The 21,128-nt window shown below is 67.6% G+C and carries 25 protein-coding genes and 1 pseudogene; 22 read left to right on the top strand and 4 right to left on the bottom strand.

Translation table 11 applies throughout. The features are described from left to right. Window positions 1–65: 65 nt before the first annotated feature. On the bottom strand, window positions 66–692 hold the full coding sequence (locus ABZ863_RS05845) for a cob(I)yrinic acid a,c-diamide adenosyltransferase (protein WP_358531509.1): 627 nt from the start codon (window positions 690–692) through the stop codon (window positions 66–68). 152 nt (window positions 693–844) lie between these two features. Here ABZ863_RS05845 and murA point away from each other — a divergent pair, with 152 nt between their 5' ends. Further along, window positions 845–2,119 carry a UDP-N-acetylglucosamine 1-carboxyvinyltransferase gene (gene murA, locus ABZ863_RS05840; protein WP_358531507.1) on the top strand — a complete coding sequence of 425 codons (1,275 nt, stop codon included), beginning with the start codon at window positions 845–847 and terminating at the stop codon, window positions 2,117–2,119. A 62-nt stretch (window positions 2,120–2,181) separates the two neighbouring features. Next, window positions 2,182–2,757, top strand: a complete 576-nt coding sequence (locus ABZ863_RS05835; RefSeq protein WP_358531505.1) for a Uma2 family endonuclease — start codon at window positions 2,182–2,184, stop codon at window positions 2,755–2,757. On the opposite strand, the gene ABZ863_RS05830 is transcribed toward ABZ863_RS05835, so the two are convergent. Next, window positions 2,754–3,377: a LysE family translocator gene (locus ABZ863_RS05830; protein WP_358531504.1), complete on the bottom strand. Its 624-nt coding sequence runs from the start codon at window positions 3,375–3,377 to the stop codon at window positions 2,754–2,756. The two genes, ABZ863_RS05835 and ABZ863_RS05830, sit on opposite strands and share 4 nt — an antisense overlap. A gap of 139 nt (window positions 3,378–3,516) precedes the next feature. Here ABZ863_RS05830 and ABZ863_RS05825 point away from each other — a divergent pair. From ABZ863_RS05825 to ABZ863_RS05780, 10 genes and pseudogenes are all read left to right on the top strand, one after another. Continuing rightward, window positions 3,517–3,751, top strand: a pseudogene (locus ABZ863_RS05825) (hypothetical protein); the annotation flags it as partial. A gap of 185 nt (window positions 3,752–3,936) precedes the next feature. After that, on the top strand, window positions 3,937–4,833 hold the full coding sequence (gene ehuB, locus ABZ863_RS05820; RefSeq protein ID WP_358531502.1) for an ectoine/hydroxyectoine ABC transporter substrate-binding protein EhuB: 897 nt from the start codon (window positions 3,937–3,939) through the stop codon (window positions 4,831–4,833). A 76-nt stretch (window positions 4,834–4,909) separates the two neighbouring features. Further along, window positions 4,910–5,623, top strand: coding sequence for an ectoine/hydroxyectoine ABC transporter permease subunit EhuC (ehuC, locus tag ABZ863_RS05815; protein ID WP_358531500.1), 714 nt, complete (start codon window positions 4,910–4,912; stop codon window positions 5,621–5,623). Next, entirely contained in the window at window positions 5,623–6,279 is a 657-nt protein-coding gene (gene ehuD, locus ABZ863_RS05810; RefSeq protein ID WP_358531498.1) for an ectoine/hydroxyectoine ABC transporter permease subunit EhuD, read from the top strand. The genes ehuC (ABZ863_RS05815) and ehuD (ABZ863_RS05810) overlap by 1 nt, the downstream gene beginning before the upstream one ends. Before the next feature lie 19 nt (window positions 6,280–6,298). Continuing rightward, window positions 6,299–7,066: an ectoine/hydroxyectoine ABC transporter ATP-binding protein EhuA gene (ehuA, locus tag ABZ863_RS05805; RefSeq protein WP_358531793.1), complete on the top strand. Its 768-nt coding sequence runs from the start codon at window positions 6,299–6,301 to the stop codon at window positions 7,064–7,066. Window positions 7,067–7,297: 231 nt separating this feature from the next. After that, a complete protein-coding gene (ehuB, locus tag ABZ863_RS05800; RefSeq protein WP_358531496.1) occupies window positions 7,298–8,215 on the top strand; it encodes an ectoine/hydroxyectoine ABC transporter substrate-binding protein EhuB in 918 nt (305 codons plus the stop codon). A gap of 10 nt (window positions 8,216–8,225) precedes the next feature. Then, complete coding sequence (gene ehuC / locus ABZ863_RS05795) at window positions 8,226–8,912, top strand: ectoine/hydroxyectoine ABC transporter permease subunit EhuC (RefSeq protein WP_358531494.1); 687 nt, start codon at window positions 8,226–8,228, stop codon at window positions 8,910–8,912. Beyond that, window positions 8,909–9,568 (top strand): ectoine/hydroxyectoine ABC transporter permease subunit EhuD, encoded by a 660-nt coding sequence (gene ehuD, locus ABZ863_RS05790; RefSeq protein WP_358531492.1) that lies wholly within the window; start codon window positions 8,909–8,911, stop codon window positions 9,566–9,568. Before ehuC (ABZ863_RS05795) ends, ehuD (ABZ863_RS05790) begins: the two co-directional genes overlap by 4 nt. A 13-nt stretch (window positions 9,569–9,581) precedes the next feature. Continuing rightward, entirely contained in the window at window positions 9,582–10,361 is a 780-nt protein-coding gene (ehuA, locus tag ABZ863_RS05785; RefSeq protein ID WP_358531490.1) for an ectoine/hydroxyectoine ABC transporter ATP-binding protein EhuA, read from the top strand. A 22-nt stretch (window positions 10,362–10,383) separates the two neighbouring features. After that, the gene (locus tag ABZ863_RS05780) at window positions 10,384–11,157 is read left to right on the top strand and encodes an enoyl-CoA hydratase-related protein (RefSeq protein WP_358531489.1); all 774 of its coding nucleotides are present in this window, start codon (window positions 10,384–10,386) and stop codon (window positions 11,155–11,157) included. Between the two features lie 4 nt (window positions 11,158–11,161). Here ABZ863_RS05780 and ABZ863_RS05775 read toward each other — a convergent pair whose 3' ends face one another. Continuing rightward, on the bottom strand, window positions 11,162–11,695 hold the full coding sequence (locus ABZ863_RS05775) for an NUDIX hydrolase (RefSeq protein WP_358531487.1): 534 nt from the start codon (window positions 11,693–11,695) through the stop codon (window positions 11,162–11,164). 35 nt (window positions 11,696–11,730) lie between these two features. On the opposite strand from ABZ863_RS05775, the gene nucS reads away from it, so the two are divergent. Further along, complete coding sequence (nucS, locus tag ABZ863_RS05770) at window positions 11,731–12,390, top strand: endonuclease NucS (RefSeq protein WP_358531485.1); 660 nt, start codon at window positions 11,731–11,733, stop codon at window positions 12,388–12,390. Here nucS and ABZ863_RS05765 read toward each other — a convergent pair. Further along, the gene (locus tag ABZ863_RS05765) at window positions 12,342–13,040 is read right to left on the bottom strand and encodes a DsbA family oxidoreductase (RefSeq protein ID WP_358531484.1); all 699 of its coding nucleotides are present in this window, start codon (window positions 13,038–13,040) and stop codon (window positions 12,342–12,344) included. The genes nucS and ABZ863_RS05765 overlap by 49 nt on opposite strands. Before the next feature lie 63 nt (window positions 13,041–13,103). On the opposite strand from ABZ863_RS05765, the gene ABZ863_RS05760 reads away from it, so the two are divergent. From ABZ863_RS05760 to ABZ863_RS05720, 9 genes are all read left to right on the top strand, one after another. Next, the gene (locus ABZ863_RS05760; protein WP_358531482.1) at window positions 13,104–13,475 is read left to right on the top strand and encodes a helix-turn-helix domain-containing protein; all 372 of its coding nucleotides are present in this window, start codon (window positions 13,104–13,106) and stop codon (window positions 13,473–13,475) included. A gap of 136 nt (window positions 13,476–13,611) precedes the next feature. Beyond that, window positions 13,612–15,312 (top strand): sodium:solute symporter family protein, encoded by a 1,701-nt coding sequence (locus ABZ863_RS05755; protein WP_358531480.1) that lies wholly within the window; start codon window positions 13,612–13,614, stop codon window positions 15,310–15,312. 12 nt (window positions 15,313–15,324) lie between these two features. Beyond that, a complete protein-coding gene (locus ABZ863_RS05750) occupies window positions 15,325–15,612 on the top strand; it encodes a hypothetical protein (protein WP_358531478.1) in 288 nt (95 codons plus the stop codon). 64 nt (window positions 15,613–15,676) lie between these two features. Continuing rightward, window positions 15,677–16,669, top strand: a complete 993-nt coding sequence (locus tag ABZ863_RS05745; RefSeq protein WP_358531476.1) for a hypothetical protein — start codon at window positions 15,677–15,679, stop codon at window positions 16,667–16,669. A gap of 86 nt (window positions 16,670–16,755) precedes the next feature. Then, complete coding sequence (gene dhaK, locus ABZ863_RS05740; protein ID WP_358531475.1) at window positions 16,756–17,757, top strand: dihydroxyacetone kinase subunit DhaK; 1,002 nt, start codon at window positions 16,756–16,758, stop codon at window positions 17,755–17,757. Next, on the top strand, window positions 17,757–18,380 hold the full coding sequence (gene dhaL / locus ABZ863_RS05735; protein WP_358531473.1) for a dihydroxyacetone kinase subunit DhaL: 624 nt from the start codon (window positions 17,757–17,759) through the stop codon (window positions 18,378–18,380). The genes dhaK and dhaL overlap by 1 nt, the downstream gene beginning before the upstream one ends. Continuing rightward, on the top strand, window positions 18,377–19,051 hold the full coding sequence (gene dhaM, locus ABZ863_RS05730) for a dihydroxyacetone kinase phosphoryl donor subunit DhaM (protein WP_358531472.1): 675 nt from the start codon (window positions 18,377–18,379) through the stop codon (window positions 19,049–19,051). Before dhaL ends, dhaM begins: the two co-directional genes overlap by 4 nt. Before the next feature lie 73 nt (window positions 19,052–19,124). Continuing rightward, complete coding sequence (locus ABZ863_RS05725; protein WP_358531471.1) at window positions 19,125–20,075, top strand: hypothetical protein; 951 nt, start codon at window positions 19,125–19,127, stop codon at window positions 20,073–20,075. Window positions 20,076–20,085: 10 nt separating this feature from the next. Next, window positions 20,086–21,090, top strand: a complete 1,005-nt coding sequence (locus tag ABZ863_RS05720) for a hypothetical protein (RefSeq protein ID WP_358531470.1) — start codon at window positions 20,086–20,088, stop codon at window positions 21,088–21,090. The last annotated feature ends 38 nt before the right edge of the window (window positions 21,091–21,128 follow it).

Below are 21,128 nucleotides of genomic sequence, written 5' to 3'. Positions count from 1 at the left end.
CCAAGGCCACCTTGGTTGCGTTCAACGCAACCAAGGTGGCCTTGGGGGACCTCATGCCCGCATGGTCAGCGGTCGCCGCCTGGCTTCCACAGGATGTCCCCGTCCGGATTCGCTAGCCGGGCGAGGATGAACAGCAGGTCCGACAGCCGGTTGAGGTACTTCACCGCCAGCGCGTTGGTCCGCTCGGGCTCGGCCTCGACCAACGCCCAGGCGGAACGTTCGGCGCGGCGCGCGACCGTGCGGGCCTGGTGCAGCAGCGCGGCGCCCGCCGTGCCGCCGGGCAGGATGAACGAGGTCAGCTTGCCCAGCCGGTCGTTGAACTGATCGCACCAGCCTTCCAGACGGTCGACGTAGGGCTCCGTGATGCGCAATGGGGAGCTGCGGCGCGCAGCGCCTCCTTGGGGGGCGGTGGTCGGGTGACGGGTGGGCGGAAAGGGAGGGTCCGGCACGATCGGTGTGCTCAGGTCCGCTCCGACGTCGAAGAGGTCGTTCTGCACGGCACGCAGCACCTCGGCGATCTCGTCCGTGAGCCCGCCGAGCGCGATCGCAACGCCCACAACGGAGTTCGTCTCGTCGACGTCAGCGTAGGCGCCGAGCCGAGCGTCCGTTTTGGGCACTCGCGAGCCGTCGCCGAGCGCGGTTGTGCCGTTGTCGCCGACCCTGGTGTACACGCGATTGATCCGAACGGGCATGTCAGGAGTCTAGGCGCAGTTTCCGTTGCCGGATGGGTGTTATCGCGCGGCCGGTGTCATCTGTTTCACTCCGCTGCCGGATTGTGACTGCGGTTGCGGCAATGCCTGCCCCTTCGCGACGGCGCCGACGACGGCAGGCATTATTGGCGACCATGAGCGAGCACTTCGACGTGCATGGCGGCGCGCGGTTGGTCGGCGAGGTCGAGGTTGTCGGCGCCAAGAACAGTGTCCTGAAGCTGATGGCGGCGGCACTGCTCGCCGAGGGCACCACCACGATCACGAACTGCCCGCAGATCCTGGACGTTCCGCTGATGGCCGATGTCCTGCGCAGCGTGGGGTGCGACGTCGTGCTGGAGGGCGACGCCGCACACATCACGACGCCGTCGGAGCTGTCGCACCGTGCCGACTCGCCGGCGATGGGCAAGCTGCGGGCGAGCGTGTGCGTGCTCGGTCCGCTCGTCGGGCGGCTCAAGCGGGCGGTCGTGGCCCTGCCCGGTGGCGACGCGATCGGCTCTCGGCCGCTCGACATGCACCAGAACGGGCTGCGCAAGCTGGGCGCCACGAGCACCATCGAGCACGGTTGCGTGGTCGCCGAGGCCGACGGCCTGCACGGCGCACAGATCTGGCTGGACTTCCCGAGCGTCGGCGCGACCGAGAACATCCTGATGGCCGCGGTGCTCGCGGAGGGCACCACGATCATCGACAACGCCGCGCGCGAGCCCGAGATCGTCGACATCTGCACCATGCTCACCGAGATGGGCGCCAAGATCGAGGGAGCGGGCACGTCCACGCTGACCGTGGAGGGCGTCGACTCGCTGCACCCCACTGAGCACCGCGTGATCGGCGACCGCATCGTCGGCGCCACCTGGGCCTTCGCAGGCGCGATGACTCGTGGCGACCTCACCGTCACCGGTGTGAATCCGCATCATCTCGAGCTCGTGCTGGAGAAGCTGCGGCTGGCAGGTGCCGATGTCACGACGCTCGACGGCAAGGGTTTCCGCATCGTGCAGCCCGACCGGCCACGCTCGGTCGACTTCGTGACGTTGCCGTACCCCGGCTTCGCGACCGATCTGCAACCGTTCGCGGTCGCGCTGTCATCGGTGTCCGACGGAACGTCGATGATCACCGAGAACGTCTACGAGGCACGGTTCCGCTTCATCGAGGAGATGGTGCGGCTCGGAGCCGACGCCCGGACCGACGGCCACCATGCGGTGGTCAGGGGCGTCGATACGCTGTCGAGCGCACCTGTCTGGGCCTCGGACATCCGTGCGGGTGCCGGCCTCGTGCTGGCCGGCCTCTGCGCCGACGGCGTGACCGAGGTGTGGGACGTCTTCCACATCGACCGCGGCTACCCGCATTTCGTGGAGAACCTCAACCGGCTCGGCGCCAGCATCGAGCGGGTCGCCACCGAACCCGACCGGTCGTGACAGGGCCGGAGGCCCCGGGAGTCCGGTAGTCTGACTATCCGTGTGAGGGGCGGAGGTGAGACGTGACGGCGTTACCGGACTGGATGGTGTTGCCGCCTGGCGGGCTGACCGTCGAGGACTACCAAGAACTCCCGGAAGAGATCTGCCGGCACATCGAGATCGTCGACGGAGCCATCGTCGTGAACCCCGCACCCCGCCGCCCTCACCAGACGATCATCCGGCGGCTGTCCTATGCGCTCGAAGCCGCATGCGGGCCACACTGGGCGGTCGATTTCGACGTCGACCTGCGGCTGCGTGACGTGCCACTGCTCAACCGCCGCCCCGATCTGGTCGTCTACGACTCCGGCCTCGATGCGGATGCAGTACTGCGTCCCCAGCACTGCCTCCTGGTGATCGAGGTGATGTCGGCAGGCTCGGTCACCGCCGACCAGACAGACAAACCAGCCGAGTACGCCCGCGCGGGAATCCAGCACTACTGGCGTGTCGAGAACCCGGCCGACGACCCCAAGGCGTTGACGCTGTTCCGGTATCGCCTCGACCCCACGCTCGGCTGGTACTCCTCGGCCGGTGTCGACACCCAATCGCTGGCCGTGGTCGATCCGTTCGACTTGTCCCTCGACCTGACCGGTCTCCTCTAGTCCCCGGCGGCGAGTACCGCGCCGAAGCCGATCAGTGTCCCGCCGGTCAGCACGTCCAGCGAGCGGCGCACTGCCCGCCGTTTGAGCCAACGCTGCACCCGCTTGACGAACAGCAACAGCAGCAGCAACCACAGCGTGCCCAGCACGGCGACGGTGTAGGCAAGCAGGAGCGCGTCGAGGGTGCTGCTACGGACCGGGTCGAGGAACTGGGGCAGTACGGAGAGGTAGAGCGCCAGGACCTTCGGGTTCGTGACGTTGGACAGGAACCCCTCGCGCCAGCGCCGGAAGCCGCTCGCCCGCGCACCCCGCTCGTCGAGTGCACCGTAGTCGCCGCGCCAGGCCGCTCGGATGGCCTGTACCCCGAGATAGCAGAGGTAGGCGACGCCGAGCCAGCGCACCGTGTGGAACACCGGCTGCGAGCGCACTATGAGCGTCCCGAGCCCGAAGGCGACGGCTGTGCCCTGGACGAGGTTGCCGACGGCGATGCCGAATGCGGCGAGCAGGCCACCACGGAACCCGCCCGCGAAGGAGTTCTTGAGGGTCACGATGGTGTCGGGCCCGGGGGCAAGCACCACAACGATCACGAAGACCAGATAGCTGCTGTACGCACTCCACGTCACGCAGGCACACACTATCGGCTGACCCGTCAACCGGGCGCGCGGATTTCCGCCATGGCGTTGCGAACGTGGCGAGTTCCACGGTGCACGTCTGGGTCAGCAAGTCGAAGGCCACGGAAAGGGCGGTCTGCCCCTGGCGCAGCGCGTTCGGGCGACCGGCGAGGAACTGGGCGAGCGTTTGCGCATCCTGGTCGGCAAAACCAGGGCTCGACGGGCACTCCAACGGCGCCGTTCAGGTCGCCGTGCGTGCCCAGGACGCCGCGCTGTTGCTCGAGCGGGGCATCGCGCGCGTCTTCACGCCCAAGGACTACGCGCTCACCGCGATCATGGACGAGATCGTGACGCTCGTCCGGGATTCCCGTGGTTTACCGCGTTGACGGCGCATTCTGACCGATAATCGGCTGTGATCTCGTTCTGGTAACAGCCTTCGGGGATAGTTTTGATGATTTTGACCCGTTCGGGCCTCGCTCCTACGTTCGGTGACTACGCCCCTGTGTGCTGGCACTAGAACGGGCTTTCGCATGGGGGATTGACGGCGAGGTCGATCGAAGAGGGGTGCGGAATGGCGCACAGCGAATGGACCCGGCGCGAATTCCTCAGACGTACCGCGGCCGTGGGGGCGGTCGCAGTCGGCGGGCCGACGTTGTTGTCGGCGTGCCAGAGCACTGGCGGTGGGCAGAACACACTCGATGCCGCACGGAGCTCCGGCACGATCCGGATCGGTATCGCCAACGAGCAGCCGTACGGCTTCGCCGACTCGAGCGGCAACGTCACAGGGGAGGCGCCTGAGGTCGCCAGGGCGGTTTTCCGGGGCATGGGCATCAACAACGTGCAGAACAGCGTCGTCACGTTCGACCAGCTGATCCCGGCGCTGAACGCGCGCCAGTACGACGTGGTGTCCGCCGGGATGTTCATCACCCCGCAGCGCTGCAGCGCCGCGCTGTTCTCCAACCCGGACTACACGGCCCTGTCGGCATTGCTGGTACCGCGGGGAAATCCGCAGCAGGTCAACAACTTCACCGACGTCGCGCAGAAGAACGTGAAGCTGGCGGTGCTCTCGGGTGCGGTCGAGAAGGGGTACGCCACCTCGGCGGGCGTGCCCGAGGGCAACATCTCCACACTCGACACCCAGGACAGCATGCTGCGCTCCGTCATCGACGGCAGGGTGTACGCCGCGGCGTTGACGGATATCTCGCTGCAGTGGCTGGTCAGGCAGAACCCCGGCGCGGCGGTCGAGGTGACCCAGAGCTTCCAGCCCACAGAGAACGGTCAGCCGGTCATCTCTGCTGGCGGGTTCGTCTTCCGGCCGGGTGACGAGCCGCTGCGCGATGCGTTCAACCAGCAGCTCGGCAGCCTGCACCAGAGCGGGGACTGGGTCCGTATCGCGGAGCCGTTCGGGTTCTCCGCGGCCAATGTGCCGCAACCCGACGTCACGACGCAAAGGTTGTGCAGCACCTGATGGGCTGTGCCCACTGCGATGACGGAGGACAATGAACCGTGAGCGCGGTGTGAAAAGCACAGCCTAGGAGGCGGCCGTGTTCGACAACCTCGGTCAGATCGTCTCGTCGATCCTGGAAGGACTGCCGGTCACCGTTGCGGCGACCGTCGGTGGGGTCGCGCTCACCATTGTGCTGGCATTCACCGCAGGGCTCGCCATGCTGTCGAAGTCGCGCACGATCCGGTTCATCAGCCGGGTCTACGTCGAAGGCTTCCGTGGCACCTCCGAGGTGGTCCAGCTCTTCTGGATCTATTTCGTGCTTCCCGCGCTCGTGGGACTGCAGATCATTCCGTTGTTCGCCGGGATACTCGTCCTCGGCTTCAACCACGGTGCCTACGGCGCGGAGATCGTGCGCGGCGCGGTGCAGTCGGTGCCAAGGGCGCAGTACGAGGGCGCCATCGCGCTGAATCTCGGGCCGGCGGACCGGATGCGGCGGGTGATCCTGCCACAGGCCGTGGTGGAAATGTTGCCACCGTTCAACAATCTGTTCATCCAGCTGCTGAAGAGCACGGCACTGCTGTACTTCATCTCGGCGGGGGAGATGACCGAGCGGGGCGAGCTGCTGCGGCCTGCGCTGCCGATGTCGCAGCTCACCGTCATCTACGGCGTTGAGCTCCTCTTCTACCTGCTGCTCGCGATCCTGATCACGGTCGTGATGCGAGCGCTGGAGCGCGCCGGCGCGCGGCGGCTTGGCCGGCGGCCACCGGCGCGGCGCAAGGTCTTCGCCTCGTCCGCAGCGGGGGGTGCGTGATGGACTGGGACTGGCAGAACGCGATCAACGCGTTGCCGCTGTTGGCCGAAGGCATTCTCGTCACGGTCGAGCTGACGGTGCTGGGTTCGCTGCTGGCCTACGTTCTCGGGCTGGTGTTCGCGCTGATCCGTCAGCTGCGGGTGCCGGTGCTGAACCAGGCCGTGTACCTGTTCGTGGAAGGTGTGCGAAGCACCCCGTTGCTGATCCAGGTGTTCGTGTTCTTCTACCTGTTGCAGCCGGCACTGGGCATCAGGCTTTCGGCGTTCGTCACCGGTGTGATCGCGCTGGGCGTGCACTATGCCACCTACACTTCCGAGGTGTACCGCGCCGGTATCGAGGCTGTCCCAAAAGGACAGTGGGAGGCAGCCAGGGCGCTGAGTATTCCACGCATGCGGGTGTGGACGGGCATCATCCTGCCGCAGGCCGTGCCACGCGTGCTGCCCGCGCTCGGCAACTACACGATCTCGATGTTCAAGGAGACGCCACTGTTGCTCGCGATCGGAGTCGTTGACGTGTTGAACAGTGCCAAGGAGGTCGGGGCGGAGACGTTCCGGGTGATCGAGCCCTACACGCTGGCGGGGGTGTTCTTCCTGCTGGTGAGCTATCCGGCCTCGATCCTGGTGAGAAGGTTGGAACGCCGTGTCGGAACCGTATAGGACGCCCTTGACCAGCGCCATGATCCAGTTCGACGACGTGGTCAAGAAGTTCGGTGACCACGTGGTGCTGAGCGACCTGAGCTTCACGGTCAAGCCAGGGGAGTTCGTCACCCTCATCGGTCCGAGCGGATCCGGCAAGACCACGATCCTGCGGTTGCTGATGACACTGGAGACAGTGGACGGTGGCACCATCCAGGTCGGCGGCGAGTACCTGAGTCACGAGGAGCGAGACGGCCGGCTCGTCACCGCCGACGAGAAACACCTGCGCCGCATGCGCAAGCGCATCGGCATGGTGTTCCAGCAGTTCAACCTCTTCCCCAACATGAAGGTGCTGCAGAACATCACCGAGGCGCCCGTTCGGGCACTCGGGCTGTCCAAAGCGGAGGCGGAACAGCGCGCGCGAGAACTGCTCGACATGGTCGGGCTTTCGGACAAGGTCGACGCGCACCCGATGCAGCTCTCCGGCGGGCAGCAGCAGCGGGTGGCCATCGCCCGTGCGCTGGCGATGCGGCCGGAGATCCTCCTGCTGGACGAGGTGACCTCGGCGCTCGACCCCGAGCTCGTCGCCGGTGTACTCAATGTGCTGAAGCAGATCGCCGAGACGACGGACATCACGTTCCTGTGCGTGACGCACGAGATGCAGTTCGCCCAGGACGTCTCGGACCGCGTGATGATGTTCGACCAGGGGCGCGTGATCGAGGACGCGGCGCCGGAGAAGCTCTTCACCCAGCCGGAACAGGAACGTACGCGCGCGTTCCTGCAGGCCGTGATCGACAGGTCCGCGTGATCGCCAGGCGCTTCGCGCCGTAGCGAAAAGAAAAGATTTACACGTCTGTAGCTCGTGCCGAATCCCCACGTCAGAGCGGTGTGGACGGTGCGCAACCGATCGTTGTGGCGGACGGAAAATTTCCGATCCGATTGCGCACGTTCATCCGAACTGCCTAGGGTGTGTGCCAATCGAAGTTCGCTCACGTTCGGTGAGCGGACGCCGGTGTCCGAGGACAGGAGCTACGGGTAGGTGAACAACTCCAACCTGAGCAGGCGTGGTTTTCTCCGCGGCGCAACTGGGGTGACCGTTGGTATTGCGGTGGGGGGCGGTGCGCTGGCCAGCGGATGCACGTCGATCAGCGTGGCCGCGGACGGTGCTGGCGGGGATCTGCTGCAACGGCTGAGAGATTCCGGAACGGTACGCATGGGTTTCGCCAATGAGCGGCCCTTCGGCTTCATCAACAGAGAAGGGAACCTGACCGGGCAGGCGCCGGAGATCGGCAAGGCCATCTTCCGCAGGCTCGGCATCGACTCGTTCGAGCCGAAGCTGGCCGACTTCAGTTCGCTGATCCCGGGCCTGAAGGCCGGGCTGTTCGACGTCATCGCAGCAGGCATGTACATCACGCCCGCACGGTGTGCGGAGATCGAGTTCACCGATCCCGACTACAACGCGCCCGCGGCGCTGCTGCTCCCGCCAGGGAACCCGCTTGGACTGTCCGATCTGGACAGTGTTGGGCAGGGCGGGGCGCGGATCGGGGTGCTCACCGGATCGGTCGAGGAAGGCTACGCCCACGACATCGGAATGCCTGCCGGGCGCGTGGTCGTGTTTCCCGACCAGTCGTCCGGATTCGACGGTGTGCTCGCCGGTCGCGCCGACTGTCTCATGCTGACCCGGTTGTCGCTGCTGTCGGCGCTGAACGAGCGGCCCGGAGTGGCACTGGAGCTCGGTGAGTCGTTCATTCCCGTTGTGCAGGGCGAGAAACAGTACGGCGCAGGGGGTTTCGGTTTCCGTAAGGGCGAAACCAGCATTGTCCGTGAGTTCAATCGCCAGCTCGCTGCCATGAAGGGCAGCGGTGAGGTGCTGGAGATCGTGCGGCCGTTCGGGTTCTCGCAGGACGAGATGACCGACCTCACGGCAGCGCAGCTCTGCTCCGGAACGGCAGCGTAGGAGGCCACCCATGTCCGCAGGCCTGATGGCCTATGTCTGGGAGGGACTGCTGAACACCCTCCTGCTCACCGTTTTCGGCGCGCTGCTGGGACTCGTGTTCGCCTTCGTCGCAGGCCTCGCCCGCTCGAGCGAACGCAAGGTCGTACGCGGTATCGCGATGGTCTACACCGAGGTGTTCCGCGGTTTCCCCGCGCTGGTACTGCTTTTCGCACTGATCTTCATCGTCCCGCAGTTCGGCTTCCAGCTGAACCCGCTGTTCGCCGGGGTGCTTGCACTCGCGCTGAACATCGGCGCCTACGCGGCGGAGGTGGTCCGCGGCGCGGTTCGCTCGGTCCCACCAGGACAGCTCGAGGCTGCGATCGCGCTGAACTTCACCCCATTACAGCGGCTGCGCAAGGTGATCCTCCCGCAGGCGATAGTCGCGATGATCCCGCCGTTCACCAACAACCTGATCGAGCTGCTCAAGGCCACCTCGCTGGTGTCGCTGGTCTACATCTCCGATCTGACGTTCGCCGGGCAGCTGCTGCGTGCGTCCACGGGTGAGACGGCTCTGGTGTTCTTCGGTCTGCTCGTCGGCTACGGCGTGATCGCGCTCGGCTTCACCGTGGTCATGAAGTTGCTGGAGCGCATGGCCGCCCGCTCTCTCGGGCGCTCCGTGCCGAAGGGTCTGTTCGGGCGCGCGGAGGTGGCGGCGTGAACTTCCAATGGAATCTCGTGTGGGACGCCGTGCCCACGATGCTGGACGGCCTGGTCGTCGCGCTGTTCGCGACCTGCATCGGCTACGTGATCGCGCTCGTGCTCGGCCTCGTCTTCGCGTTCCTGCGGCGCAGCGGTAACCGCTGGGTGAGCGCGCCGGTGGGCTTCCTCGTCGAGTTCATCCGGTCGACACCGCTTCTGGTGCAGCTGTTTTTCTTCTTCTACGTGCTGCCGCTGATCGGAATCAGTGCTTCGCCATTGGTCACCGGTGCTTTCGCCCTCGGCCTGCACTACGCGACCTACACCTCGGAGGTGTACCGCTCGGGCATCGACGGTGTGCCCGCGGGGCAGTGGGAGGCCGCCACGGCGCTGAACCTGTCGACGCGGCGCACGTGGACCAACGTCATCCTCCCGCAGGCGATCCCGCGGGTGATACCCGCGCTCGCCAACTACGTGATCGCGATGTTCAAGGACACGCCACAGCTGCTGGCGATCACGGTCGTCGAGATGCTGGGTGGTGCGATCGCCCTCGGCTCCGAGACGTTCCGTTACTCGGAGCCGATCGCGGCCGCCGGCATCGTGTACCTGCTCGTCGCCCTGCTCATGGCCTGGCTGGCGCGGATCGTCGAGCGCCGGTTCGGGCAGGTCCGTGTCTAGAGAGGAAATCCCCGTGACCAACGGTGAATTCATCACCTTCGACGGAGTGCACAAGAGCTTCGGTAACAACGTGGTGCTCGATGACCTGTCGTTCTCGGTCGGTTCGGGCGAGCGGGTGACCCTCATCGGGCCGAGTGGGTCCGGCAAGACCACCATCCTGCGGATGCTGATGACGCTCACCCGCCCTGACCGGGGCACGATCGGCGTCGACGGCGACTACCTGTACCACGAGCGACGCGGTGACACCCTCGTGCCCGCGGGGGAGGCGCACATCCGCAAGGTCCGCAGCCGGATCACCATGGTGTTCCAGCACTTCAACCTGTTCCCCAACATGAAGGTGCTGCGCAACGTCACCGAGGCGCCGATTCATGTGCTGGGCAGGCCGAAGGAGGAGGCCGAGGCCAGGGGCAGGGAACTGCTGGAGATGGTGGGTCTCGCCGACAAGCTCGACGCGCACCCTTCGCAGCTGTCGGGTGGCCAGCAGCAGCGCGTCGCCATCGCGCGGGCGCTCGCGGTCGACCCCGACGTGTTGCTGCTCGACGAGGTGACCTCCGCGCTCGACCCCGAGCTCGCGGCCGAGGTGCTCGACGTGCTGCGCGACATCGCGAAGTCGACGGACGTGACGATGCTGCTGGTGACCCACGCGATGCGGTTCGCGCGGGACGTGTCGGACCGGGTGCTGATGTTCAACGAGGGCAAGATCATCGAGGACGCCGCGCCGGACAAGCTCTTCAACGAACCCGAGCACGACCGAACGCGTTCCTTCCTGCGTTCGGTCATCGACGAGACCTGAGCCGCGGCGCTACCGTCAGGGCATGGGCGAGTACGAACATCTGCTGGTCAAGCGCGAGGGTGACACGATCACCATCACGATGAACCGGGCAGGACGGCGGAACTCCCTGTCCGAGGACCATCTCAGGGAACTTCTGGCGGCGTTCCGGGAGGCGGGCGAGTCCGATGCCACGGGCATCGTGCTCGCAGCCGCCGGGCCGGTCTTCTCCGCCGGGCACGACTTCGCCGACGTGGCCGCGCGTGATCTGCTCGGGGTGCGGGAGCTGCTGCGGCTGTGCACCGAGGTCATGCGCACGATCCAGGCGGTGCCGCAGGTGGTGGTCGCGCGGGTACACGGCCTGGCCACCGCGGCGGGTTGCCAGCTCGTGGCGTCGTGCGATCTGGCCGTTGCCGCGGAGTCGGCGGGCTTCGCGCTGCCGGGTGGCAAGGGCGGCTGGTTCTGCCACACGCCTGCCGTCCCGGTCGCCCGTTCGGTCGGCCGCAAGCGGCTGATGGAGCTCGCGCTGACCGGCGACCCGATCGACGCCGCGACTGCGCTGGACTGGGGACTGGTCAACCGGGTGGTACCCGACGCCGCGCTGGACGAGGCCATCGCCGAGCTGCTGGCCCGCGCCACCCGGGGCAGCCGGGCGGGCAAGGCGCTGGGCAAGCAGACGCTGTACGCCCAGCTGGACCGCCCCGAGGAGGACGCCTACGCCATCGCGATCGAGGTCATGGCGGCGGCGTCGCAGCTCCCCGGCGCACGTGAGGGGATGGCTGCCTTCCTGGAGAAGCGGCACCCCGTCTGGCCGGACTGACCTATCACTGGTGGAGCAGCAGGAGGGCGTAGGCGGCCAGTGACTGGGCATCGGTGATCTCGCCGGAGCGGACCATCTTGTCGAACTCGCCGCGCGTGAACCACCCGGTGCGCATGTCCTGCTCCTCGTGCTCGCGGTCGGGTACCCCCGCCCGCAGCTCGGTGGCCAGGTAGGCGGTGCCGCGCTGGCTGGACATGCCGGCCGCGACGTCGAGAACACCCAGCTCGACGAGGGAACCCGCAACCAGTCCCGTCTCCTCGCGCAGCTCCCGCCGGGCCAGCTCGCGCGGATCCAGCCTGGCCTGCCCCGGCGCTGTGCCCTGCGGGAACTCCCACCGGCGCATGCCGAGCGGGTAGCGGAACTGCTCCACGAGCGTGAGCCGGTCGCCATCCAGCGGGATGACCAGGGCGTAGTGGGGCTTGTCGACCACGCCGTAGATCCCGGCCGAGCCGTCCGGCCGGCGGATCGCGTCCTCGCGGACGGTCATCCAGTCGTTGCGGTACACCTCGCGGGTCGACACGCGCTGTATGGGGTCCACACTCTCAGTCTGCCAAGTCCCTTAGTCTCTCCCCCGTGCGCTTGGTCATCGCTCGCTGCCAGGTCGACTACGCCGGCCGCCTCACCGCTCACCTGCCCATGGCAACCCGGTTGCTGCTGGTCAAGTCGGACGGTTCGGTATCCGTGCATTCGGACGACCGCGCCTACAAGCCGCTGAACTGGATGAGCCCACCGTGCTGGCTCATCGAGGACGGCAACCTCTGGATCGTCGAGAACAAGGCGGGCGAGAAGCTGGTCATCACGATCGAGAGCGTGATCGACGAGGTGAAGCACGACCTCGGAGCCGAGCCCGGCCTGGTCAAGGACGGCGTCGAGGCGCATCTGCAGGAACTGCTTGCCGAGCACATCACCACGCTCGGCGACGGCTACTCGTTGGTCCGCCGCGAGTACCCCACCGCGATCGGCCCGGTCGACATCCTCGCCAGGGACGCCGCCGGCTCGTCGGTCGCCGTGGAGATCAAGCGGCGAGGCGAGATCGACGGTGTCGAGCAGCTCACCCGCTACCTCGAACTGCTCAACCGCGATCCGCTCCTGGCGCCGGTGGCAGGTGTGTTCGCTGCGCAGCAGATCAAGCCCCAGGCCCGCACGCTGGCCGAGGACCGCGGCATCCGCTGCGTGACGTTGGACTACGACGCGCTGCGCGGGATCGAGTCCGACGAGTTCCGCCTGTTCTGACCGGGGCGCGGCGAGTCCCAGGCTCGGGTCAGTAGTTCGGTGAGCGCCTCGGCCGGTTGCGCGCCGGAGGCCGCGTATCGGCCGGCGAAGACGAATGTGGGCACGCCGTTGATACCCATTCGGGCCGCCGCGTTCTCGTCGGCGCGTACCGCGTCGGCGAACTCGGAGCCGGTCAGCACATCTCGGGTGGCATCCGGCTCGAGCCCGGCCTCGGTGCCGAGGCGGATGAGCGTCTCCAGGTCGGACAGGACCGCGCCTTCGCCGGTGTAGGCACGCAGCAGGCGCTCGCGCACGGCCTCGCCGTGGCCCGCCTGCTCGGCATAGTGAGTCAGCCGGTGAGCATCGAAGCTGTTGACGGGATATGCCAGGTCGAGGCGGTAGTCGAGGCCCTCCGCGGCGGCGAGGTCCGCCACCGCCGCCAATCGTTGTGCCGCCTCGGCGGGAGTGCCACCGAGATCACGGCGATGGCGCTCGGGCAGGGTCACCCGCGGCTCGGTGTGCAGGTTCGGATCCAGTTCGAAGCTGCGCCAGCGCACCTGCACGGCGTCGCGATGTGGGAAGGCGGACAACGCCTTCTCGAACCGGCGCTTGCCGATGTAGCACCACGGGCACAGCAGATCGGACCAGATGTCGACAGTCAGGGTGCTCATGGAGCCAGACTAGGCAACGAGCTGACTTTTCGTAAGTACCTACTTTGACGTAAGCTCCTTACCGTGGAACCGGTCACCGATGTCTTCACTGCCGACTGCCCCGGCCGCGAGGTGTTCGGTCACCTCGCCGGTCGCTGGGGCATCCTCATCGTGGCGGCGCTGAGGTCTGGTCCGCTGCGCTTCGCCCAGCTCCGGGACCGGATCGGTGGCATCAGCGAGAAGATGCTGTCCCAGAACCTCGGTGTGCTGTGCCGGGACGGGCTGATCGAGCGTTCGGTAGAGAACTCCCGGCCGCCGAAGGTGAGCTACCGGCTCACGCCACTCGGTGCGGAGTTGATCGACCCGTTGTGGCAGCTGGTCGAGTGGATTGAGCGGCGGACTCCCGACATCCTCGCCGCGCAGCGCCGCCACGACCAGGCCAGCGCGCAAGGGTGACTCCGCCGTTCGCCGTAAACCGGTCACCAAGTGTTGTCGATCCCCGTTGCCGCGGTACCGGCAGTGGAATATCGTGCGGTACTGTGCGTTGCTCTGCTGGATGACGTTGACTCTTGTTTAATCCGGAGGTGGGCCGATGAACGTCCTCGCCCAGGCGGATCTGCGGCTTGATGCGAACGCGGTCGACTATGTGCTGCTGGCCTTCTACTTCACGCTGGTGCTCGCCATCGGCTATCTGGCCCGCCGGCAGGTCTCGACCAGCCTCGACTTCTTCCTGTCCGGCAGGTCGCTGCCGGCCTGGGTGACGGGGCTGGCTTTCATCGCCGCCAACCTCGGCGCGATCGAGGTAATGGGCATGTCGGCCAACGGTGCCCAGTACGGCCTGCCCACGGCGCACTACTTCTGGATCGGCGCGGTACCCGCGATGCTGTTCCTCGGCATCGTGATGATGCCGTTCTACTACGGCTCGAAGGTCCGCAGTGTTCCCGAGTTCATGCTGCGCCGCTTCGGCAAGCCCGCCCACCTGGTCAACGGCATCAGCTTCGCGCTCGCGCAGATCCTCATCGCCGGTGCGAACCTGTTCCTGCTCGCCAGCGTCGTCAACCTGCTGCTCGGCTGGCCGATCTGGGTCTCGGTCGTCCTCGCCGCGGTGATCGTGCTGTCCTACACCGCGCTCGGTGGCCTGTCCGCCGCGATCTACAACGAGGTGCTCCAGTTCTTCGTCATCGTCGCCGCACTGCTGCCGCTGACGATCGTCGGCCTCTACAAGGTCGGTGGCTGGAACGGTCTGGTCGAGAAGGTCACCGGGGGACCGGGCGGCGCCGGCCAGCTCAGCTCCTGGCCGGGCAACCAGCTCACCGGGTTCGGCAGCAACTTCCTTTCCGTGCTGGGCCTGGTTTTCGGCCTCGGGTTCGTGCTGTCGTTCGGCTACTGGACGACCAACTTCGTCGAGGTCCAGCGCGCGATGGCCTCGAAGAGCATGTCCGCGGCGAGGCGGACACCGATCATCGGCGCCTTCCCGAAGATGCTGATGCCCTTCATCGTGATCATCCCGGGCATGATCGCCGGCGTCACCGTCACCGAGCTCGCCGGCGAGAACAATGCCGCCCTGATGAACGGGCAGTCCGCGCCCAGCGGTGCCACCTACAACGACGCGCTGCTGCTGCTCATGCGGGATCTGCTGCCCAACGGAATGCTGGGCATCGCCATCGCCGGCCTGCTCGCGTCGTTCATGGCAGGCATGGCCGCGAACCTCAGCTCGTTCAACACGGTCTTCACCTACGACATCTGGCAGGCCTACCTCCGCAAGGGGCGGTCCGACGACTACTACCTGCGCACAGGGCGAGTGGTGACGGCTGCGGCGACCGTACTGGCGATCGGTACCGCCTTCATCGCGTCCACCTACAACAACCTGATGGACTACCTGCAGCAGCTGTTCTCGTTCTTCAACGCGCCGCTGTTCGCGACGTTCATCCTCGGCATGTTCTGGAAGCGGATGACGGCGACAGCCGGCTGGACCGGGCTGGTCAGCGGCACCGCGGCCGCGGTGGCGGTCTTCCTGCTGGCCGAGACCGGTGTGTGGGACCTGCCGGGTCAGGGTGCCTCGTTCGTCGGTGCCGGTGCGGCGTTCGTGGTCGACATCGTGGTGAGTGTGGCTGTGACCTACGCGACCCAGCCCAAGCCGGCCGGCCAGCTCGTCGGCCTGGTCTACTCGCTGACCCCCAGGGACACGTTGCAGCACTCGACGACGGGCGATGACGCCGGGTGGTACCGCAAGCCCGGGCTGCTCGCAGGCATCGTTCTGGTCCTGACCATTGCGTTCAACATCATCTTCTAGGAGGCGGTAAGCATGGCGAACGGATCGCGCGAGCGCCGCGCAGGCGTTTTCGACATCAGGCTGGTCATCGCGTTGCTCATCGGCGTCTACGGCGCGGTGCTGACGGTGCTGGGCATCGGGTTCATGACGGACTCCGACATCGCCAAGAGCGCGGGCATCAACATCAACCTGTGGGCCGGCATCGGCATGCTCGTGTTCGCGGCGCTGTTCGTGCTGTGGGCACGGCTGCGGCCGATCCTGGTCCCGGTGGAGGCCGAGCCTGCCGCCGAGCGAGCCGCGACAGCTGCCGCGGCGGACTAGCCACAGGCAGGCGCAAGGTCAGGTTGCGCGCGCGGCGTGCGGCCCGCCCCGATAACGTGCACTCGTGTTGAAAGCTGCGCACCGCCGTCCGGTACTCGCGTTCGGTGTCATCCTGCTCGGCCTCGTCGGTGGCTGCGCAGGGGAGGACCTGTCGCGGGCCAACTTCGAGCGCACCACGGTCAGCGCAGAGCCGGGCAGCGGCCAGGGTGACGTGCCGACGGGGCCGATCTCCGACCCGGCCGTCGGCGTCTCCACACTGCGCACCGTGGATCCGTGCGCATTGCTCGGCAGTGGCGTTGTGGACCAGCTCGGCACTGCCGCCGACTTCTACGAGTCCGACTGGGGAGCCTGCCGGGTCGAGGTGCAGGACGCGGGCGGCAAGACCATCAGCGTCTCACTCGATCTCGGCGAGTCGCTCGTGCTCGCGAGCCGGGCGAGCGGCTCCATCGAGGGACTGCCGCTCGTGGAGAGCAAGCTCGATGACACGACCTGCATCGTCACGGCGGTCACGTCGAGGGACCCGGACCTGGGGGTGTCCGCGCAGGTCGGGTACGAGGGCGGCAACGCGTGCGACGCCGGCTACGGCACGCTGCAGCGGGTGGTGCAGGCACTGCGGGCAGGCCCGCCGCAGTACCAGCAGGAGCCAGGTTCGCTCGTCGAGGTCGATGCGTGCACCAGCGTTGACGAGGCAGTGCTCTCCGACGTGCTCAATGGCACCGTGCGCAGGACCCCCATGGGGCTGCACGAATGCAGGCTGGCCGACGGCGGTCAGAGTGCGGTCATGGTCCGCTTCCGCGAGGGCTACCTTCCGGATACGGACGACGAGGGTGTGGCGCCGGTGGACCTCGGCGGCACGCAGGCCGTGCAGCGGCAGAGCACGATTGATCTCGCCGAGTGTGATGTCAGCTGGTTGCACCGGCCCGGTGCCGAGGAAGGCATGGGCGAGCTCGCGGCGGTGACCTACTCGGACTACTCCGACGGCATGACCAAGGACGACGCCTGCGCCAGGGCCGTCGAGGTCGCCAAGACCGTCATCCCGAAACTGCCGCGTGCCTGAGGTCTTTCGCCACTTGGCGCCGGCCCGCCCCGCGTAGTTAGGTTGAGGGGCTGCTACCCGCACAATGCCGTGGCTGGGAGGACGTCGTGAAGAAGATCATCAACGACCCGGCGATCGTGGTCACCGAGTCGCTCAGGGGGCTGGCCGCCGCGCATTCCGACCTGCTTCGCGTGGGATACGACCCGAACCATGTCGTCCGCGCGGATGCGCCCGTGAATGGCAAGGTCGCCATCATCTCGGGCGGCGGCTCAGGGCATGAACCAATGCACGCGGGTTTCGTGGGCCCGGGCATGCTGGATGCGGCGGTGCCGGGCGCCGTGTTCACCTCGCCGACGCCGGATGCGGTGCAGGCCGCGGTCCAGGCGACCACGGGTGCGGCGGGTGCCCTGCTGATCGTGAAGAACTACACCGGCGACGTGCTGAACTTCGAGACGGCCGCGGAGCTCGCCGCGGCCGAGGAGCTCGACGTGCGCAGCGTGGTGATCGACGACGACGTCGCTGTTGCCGACTCGACGTTCACCGCGGGCAGGCGGGGCGTCGGCGGCACCGTGCTGCTGGAGAAGCTCACCGGTGCAGCGGCAGAGCGTGGTGCCCGGCTCGATGAGGTCGAGGCGCTGGCACGGAAGGTGATCGGCCAGGTGCGCTCGATCGGCGTGGCGCTGACGGCACCCACGGTGCCGCACGTCGGCGAGCCGAGCTTCGACCTCGGTGCCGACGAGATCGAGTTCGGCATTGGTATCCACGGCGAGCCGGGCCGCGAGCGGATCAAGGCCGAACCGGCCGACACGCTGGTGGAACGCATGATCTCGGCGGTCGCGGAGGACCTGCCGTTCGGGGACGGCGACGAGGTGCTGCTGTTCACGAACTCGATGGGTGGCACGCCGCTCATCGAGCTGTACCTCGCGCACGGCATCGCCGAGCGGTTGCTGGCCGAGCGCGGCATCCGGGTCACTCGCAGGCTCGTCGGGCCCTACATCACGAGTCTGGAAATGCAGGGGATCAGCGTGACACTGTTGCGTATGGACGATGAGCTGACCGAACTGTGGGATGCCCCGGTGAACACGCCGGCACTGCGTTGGCGGATGTGATGGGGTGCGGTGCCACTGATGTCGTGGCCGTGCTGCGAGCCGGTGCCGACACTGTTGCGCTGCACCGGGTGGAGCTGACCGATTTGGACCGCCCCATCGGCGATGCCGACCACGGCGAGAATCTCAACCGTGGGTTCGCCGCGGTAATGTCCGCATTGGACTCTGCGGTGCCGGAAACACCAGGCGGAGTACTGAAGATCGCCGCCAGCACGCTGATCTCGAAGGTCGGCGGGGCAGCGGGGCCGCTGTACGGCACCGCTTTCCTGCGCGCCGCCACCACACTCGGAGACAAGTCCGAATTGGACGCTGCGGCAGTGGTTGGCGCGCTGCGGGCGGCGCTGGCGGGCGTGGTCGCGCGCGGCAAGGCCGACGTCGGCGACGCGACGATGGTCGACGCGCTGGCCTCCGCGGTCGTGGCAGCCGAGGCGGCGGAGACCGACGGTATCGCTGGGCTCCTCGCCGCGGCCGCCGATGCCGCCGGCACCGGTGCCGAGTCGACCATTCCGCTCATCGCCCGCAAGGGCAGGGCGTCCTACCTCGGCGAGCGCAGCATCGGTCACCTCGACCCCGGTGCCCGTTCCACCGCTCTGCTGTTACGCGCGTTCGCCGAGGCCGTGCGATGAGGGTCAGCCTGGTGATCGTGGCGCACAGCCGCCAGCTGGCCGAGGGCGTGGCGGAGCTCGCTGGGCAGATGGCCCCGGACGTCACCCTGCTCGCCGCGGGCGGGCTGCCCGGTGGCGGCATCGGTACCGACTTCGATCTGACGGTCGCGGCCGTGCAGCGGGCCGACGTCGGTGCCGGCGTGGTCCTGCTCTACGACCTCGGCAGCGCGCAGATGACCGCGGAGCTGGCCGTGGAGTCGCTGCCCGATCCCGGCGCCGCCGTGGTGGTCGACGCGCCGCTGGTGGAGGGCGCGGTGGCCGCCGCGGTGGCAGCGCAGGGCGGTGCCGACCGGGCGGCCGTCGCCGAGGCGGCGGCCTCGGCCGGCGCACCCGCCGAGCTGGGGCAGCCGGCCCCGGAGATGGGAGCGGCACAGCGCACGCGGCTGACCCTGCAGAACGAGATCGGCCTGCACGCCCGCCCCGCGGCCCTGCTCGTGCGCAGCATCGCCGGTCTCGACGCCGACGTCCGGATCCGGCTGGGCACTGAAGAGGCTGATGGGCACAGCGTTCTCGCGCTGATGTCGCTGTCCGCGCGCAAGGGTGACCTGATCGAGATCGCGGCCACCGGCCCGCAGGCGGACGAGGCCATCCACCGCATCGAGGCACTTGCCGCGCGGAACTTCGACGAGTGACGCGCCGGTGAGCTCGACCCGGCGTCGCGACCTCTGAATGTGACAATTCGCCTGTCATCGCCGATAAACCGGCATGCCGACAAGGCTCGTCGTCGTCCTGCTGGCCGCCCTTCTGCTGCTGGCCGGCTGTATCCGTGTGCAGGGGACACCCATGCCCGGCGAAGCCGGGCCGTTGCGGGGTCGCGCGGTCTTCGGCGACCTGAACACGGTCGACTACTGCAGCCTGTTCCAACCGGCGCCGCTGCGCGCCATCAACGCGAGGACCGGGCCAGCCGAGAGCAGTTTTCTGACGTGCACAGTGGACGTCGCCACTGCGTCAGGTCCGGTTGTGCTGACCATCGGCTACCTCGACGACGCCGAGCACAGCCAGTTCGCAGGGAACGTCAACGAGGTACGTGCCCTCCCGCGTGAGCTGTCCGTGCGCAGTTACGACACCTATGAACCCGGCTGGTGCTTCAAGTACCTGTTGTTTTCCGACGGTGTCAACCTGGAGGTCGCTGCCCGGGGCGAGGGGCAGGCCAGGGAGACGCTGTGCTTGGTCGCAGGCGCCGCGGTGGACGGAGTGCGGCAGAACATCGTCACCGGCAAGGTCGAATGGCTGACCTTCCGGCAGAACTCGCTCGGCCGGACGGATGCCTGCTCGCTGGCCCGTGCAGACGAGGTTGCGGCGATCGTCGGCGCAGCCGCGGCACCGTGGCAGCCGCTGATCGGTCACTGGTGCCAGTGGGGAGGTGCGCAAGCCGATGCGCCCTCGGTGAAGATCGAGTACGCGTTGCACGACGTACGGACGCCGGGAAGTCCGGCCTACGACGACGCGATCGGCGGCAGGCAGGCGCGCGTGGTGCCACTGGCTGCGGGCTACTGTGCGGTGGAGTCGCCGCACATCGCCTTCACCGAGAACGACCCCTACGCAATAGAGATCATTTCGGTCTACGCTTACCTCCCCGGTGTGCCGGATGCGTGTCCCGTCGCCCGCCGGCTCGCGGAACTGATCTGGCCTCGGCTCCCGCCGACGCCGAGATGAAGGCGGTCTGATGAACAAGCTCGTCCGGGGCTGGCTCGCGGCTGTGCTCCTGCTGCTCGCGGGCTGCGCGAGCCCGGTCGCAGGCATGGCCGCCCCGGATCCCGAGGTGCTGCGGGAGATCGAGCGGGAGCGGCAGCGCAACGAGCCGCTGTCGGCGCAGGACGCGCTCGGTGACTTCACGACCGTCGACTACTGCAGCCTGCTCGACGTGGAAGCTCTTGCCCCGCCCATGCGGATCGACGGTGACCCGCTCCCGTCGTTCGAGTACTGCGATCTGCCGGTCACCATGGACGGTTCCACCGTGACGGTGAGTGTCGGCATGTTGCGGGAACGGGAGACCGGGACGGGCCAGGTCGTGGACCCTGACAAGGAACTGCCGCGCCAGCTGACCATGGAGCGGATGCCGGGCGCAGGGGAGTGCTACCTGTACATCGTGTTCCCGGACGACTACCAGCTGCAGGTCCACGCGACCACCTACGCGGCGGGGGCCGAGCCGGGTGACATCCCGGAGGAACAGCTGTGCCTGCTGTCGGAGACTGTTCTGGACCTGGTGGTCGAGTCACTGGCCGAGGAGAAGCCGGTGCGGCATTTCAGTTTTGCCGACAACTCCTTCGGCAGCGTGGACGCCTGCGGGGACGGGGCGCCGATGCTGGACGGCGGCCAGCTGGCCGCGGTGCTGGGAGAGGGCGAGGCACAGCAGATCCCGGTTCCCAGTGGGCACTACTGCCGTTGGGAACTGGGTGAGGCCTACGCCTCGGTGGCCATGTATGTCGGCGTGCCCCCGCAGGAGGGGGCGGGGACCGTGCGGGAGTCGATCGCGGGCCGGGAGGCGTTCGTGTACGAAAGCGGCGGCGAGATGTGCGTGATCGAGCTGCCGCATCAACCCTTCGCGGGCGCGAGCAACGGCGAGGTGGAGTTCGCGGGCATCTTCGTGCGCGGCGTGACTCGCAAGCCTCCCTGCGAGGCTGCCCGCGCCATGGCGGGTGCGGTCTGGCCGAAGCTGCCGGCGAGCTGATCCGGCGACTCGAGCTCAGCAGTCGTGCCGGTCGTGAA

Origin of the sequence: Saccharomonospora sp. NPDC046836 (genome assembly GCF_040645195.1) — a bacterium.
GTDB lineage: Bacteria > Actinomycetota > Actinomycetes > Mycobacteriales > Pseudonocardiaceae > Prauserella_A.
This window is presented reverse-complemented; position numbering and strand designations above follow the sequence as displayed.

Excerpts from the sequence above, each read along its gene's own strand:
- ABZ863_RS05845 (WP_358531509.1), bottom strand. The coding sequence starts at position 692 with ATGCCCGTTCGGATCAATCGCGTGTACACCAGGGTCGGCGACAACGGC.
- ehuC (WP_358531494.1), top strand. The coding sequence starts at position 8,226 with ATGTCCGCAGGCCTGATGGCCTATGTCTGGGAGGGACTGCTGAACACC.
- ehuD (WP_358531498.1), top strand. The coding sequence starts at position 5,623 with ATGGACTGGGACTGGCAGAACGCGATCAACGCGTTGCCGCTGTTGGCC.
- dhaM (WP_358531472.1), top strand. The coding sequence starts at position 18,377 with ATGAGGGTCAGCCTGGTGATCGTGGCGCACAGCCGCCAGCTGGCCGAG.
- ABZ863_RS05720 (WP_358531470.1), top strand. The coding sequence starts at position 20,086 with ATGAACAAGCTCGTCCGGGGCTGGCTCGCGGCTGTGCTCCTGCTGCTC.
- ABZ863_RS05755 (WP_358531480.1), top strand. The coding sequence starts at position 13,612 with ATGAACGTCCTCGCCCAGGCGGATCTGCGGCTTGATGCGAACGCGGTC.
- ABZ863_RS05765 (WP_358531484.1), bottom strand. The coding sequence starts at position 13,040 with ATGAGCACCCTGACTGTCGACATCTGGTCCGATCTGCTGTGCCCGTGG.
- ABZ863_RS05750 (WP_358531478.1), top strand. The coding sequence starts at position 15,325 with ATGGCGAACGGATCGCGCGAGCGCCGCGCAGGCGTTTTCGACATCAGG.
- ehuA (WP_358531793.1), top strand. The coding sequence starts at position 6,299 with ATGATCCAGTTCGACGACGTGGTCAAGAAGTTCGGTGACCACGTGGTG.
- ehuB (WP_358531502.1), top strand. The coding sequence starts at position 3,937 with ATGGCGCACAGCGAATGGACCCGGCGCGAATTCCTCAGACGTACCGCG.
- murA (WP_358531507.1), top strand. The coding sequence starts at position 845 with ATGAGCGAGCACTTCGACGTGCATGGCGGCGCGCGGTTGGTCGGCGAG.
- dhaL (WP_358531473.1), top strand. The coding sequence starts at position 17,757 with ATGGGGTGCGGTGCCACTGATGTCGTGGCCGTGCTGCGAGCCGGTGCC.
- ABZ863_RS05725 (WP_358531471.1), top strand. The coding sequence starts at position 19,125 with ATGCCGACAAGGCTCGTCGTCGTCCTGCTGGCCGCCCTTCTGCTGCTG.
- ABZ863_RS05780 (WP_358531489.1), top strand. The coding sequence starts at position 10,384 with ATGGGCGAGTACGAACATCTGCTGGTCAAGCGCGAGGGTGACACGATC.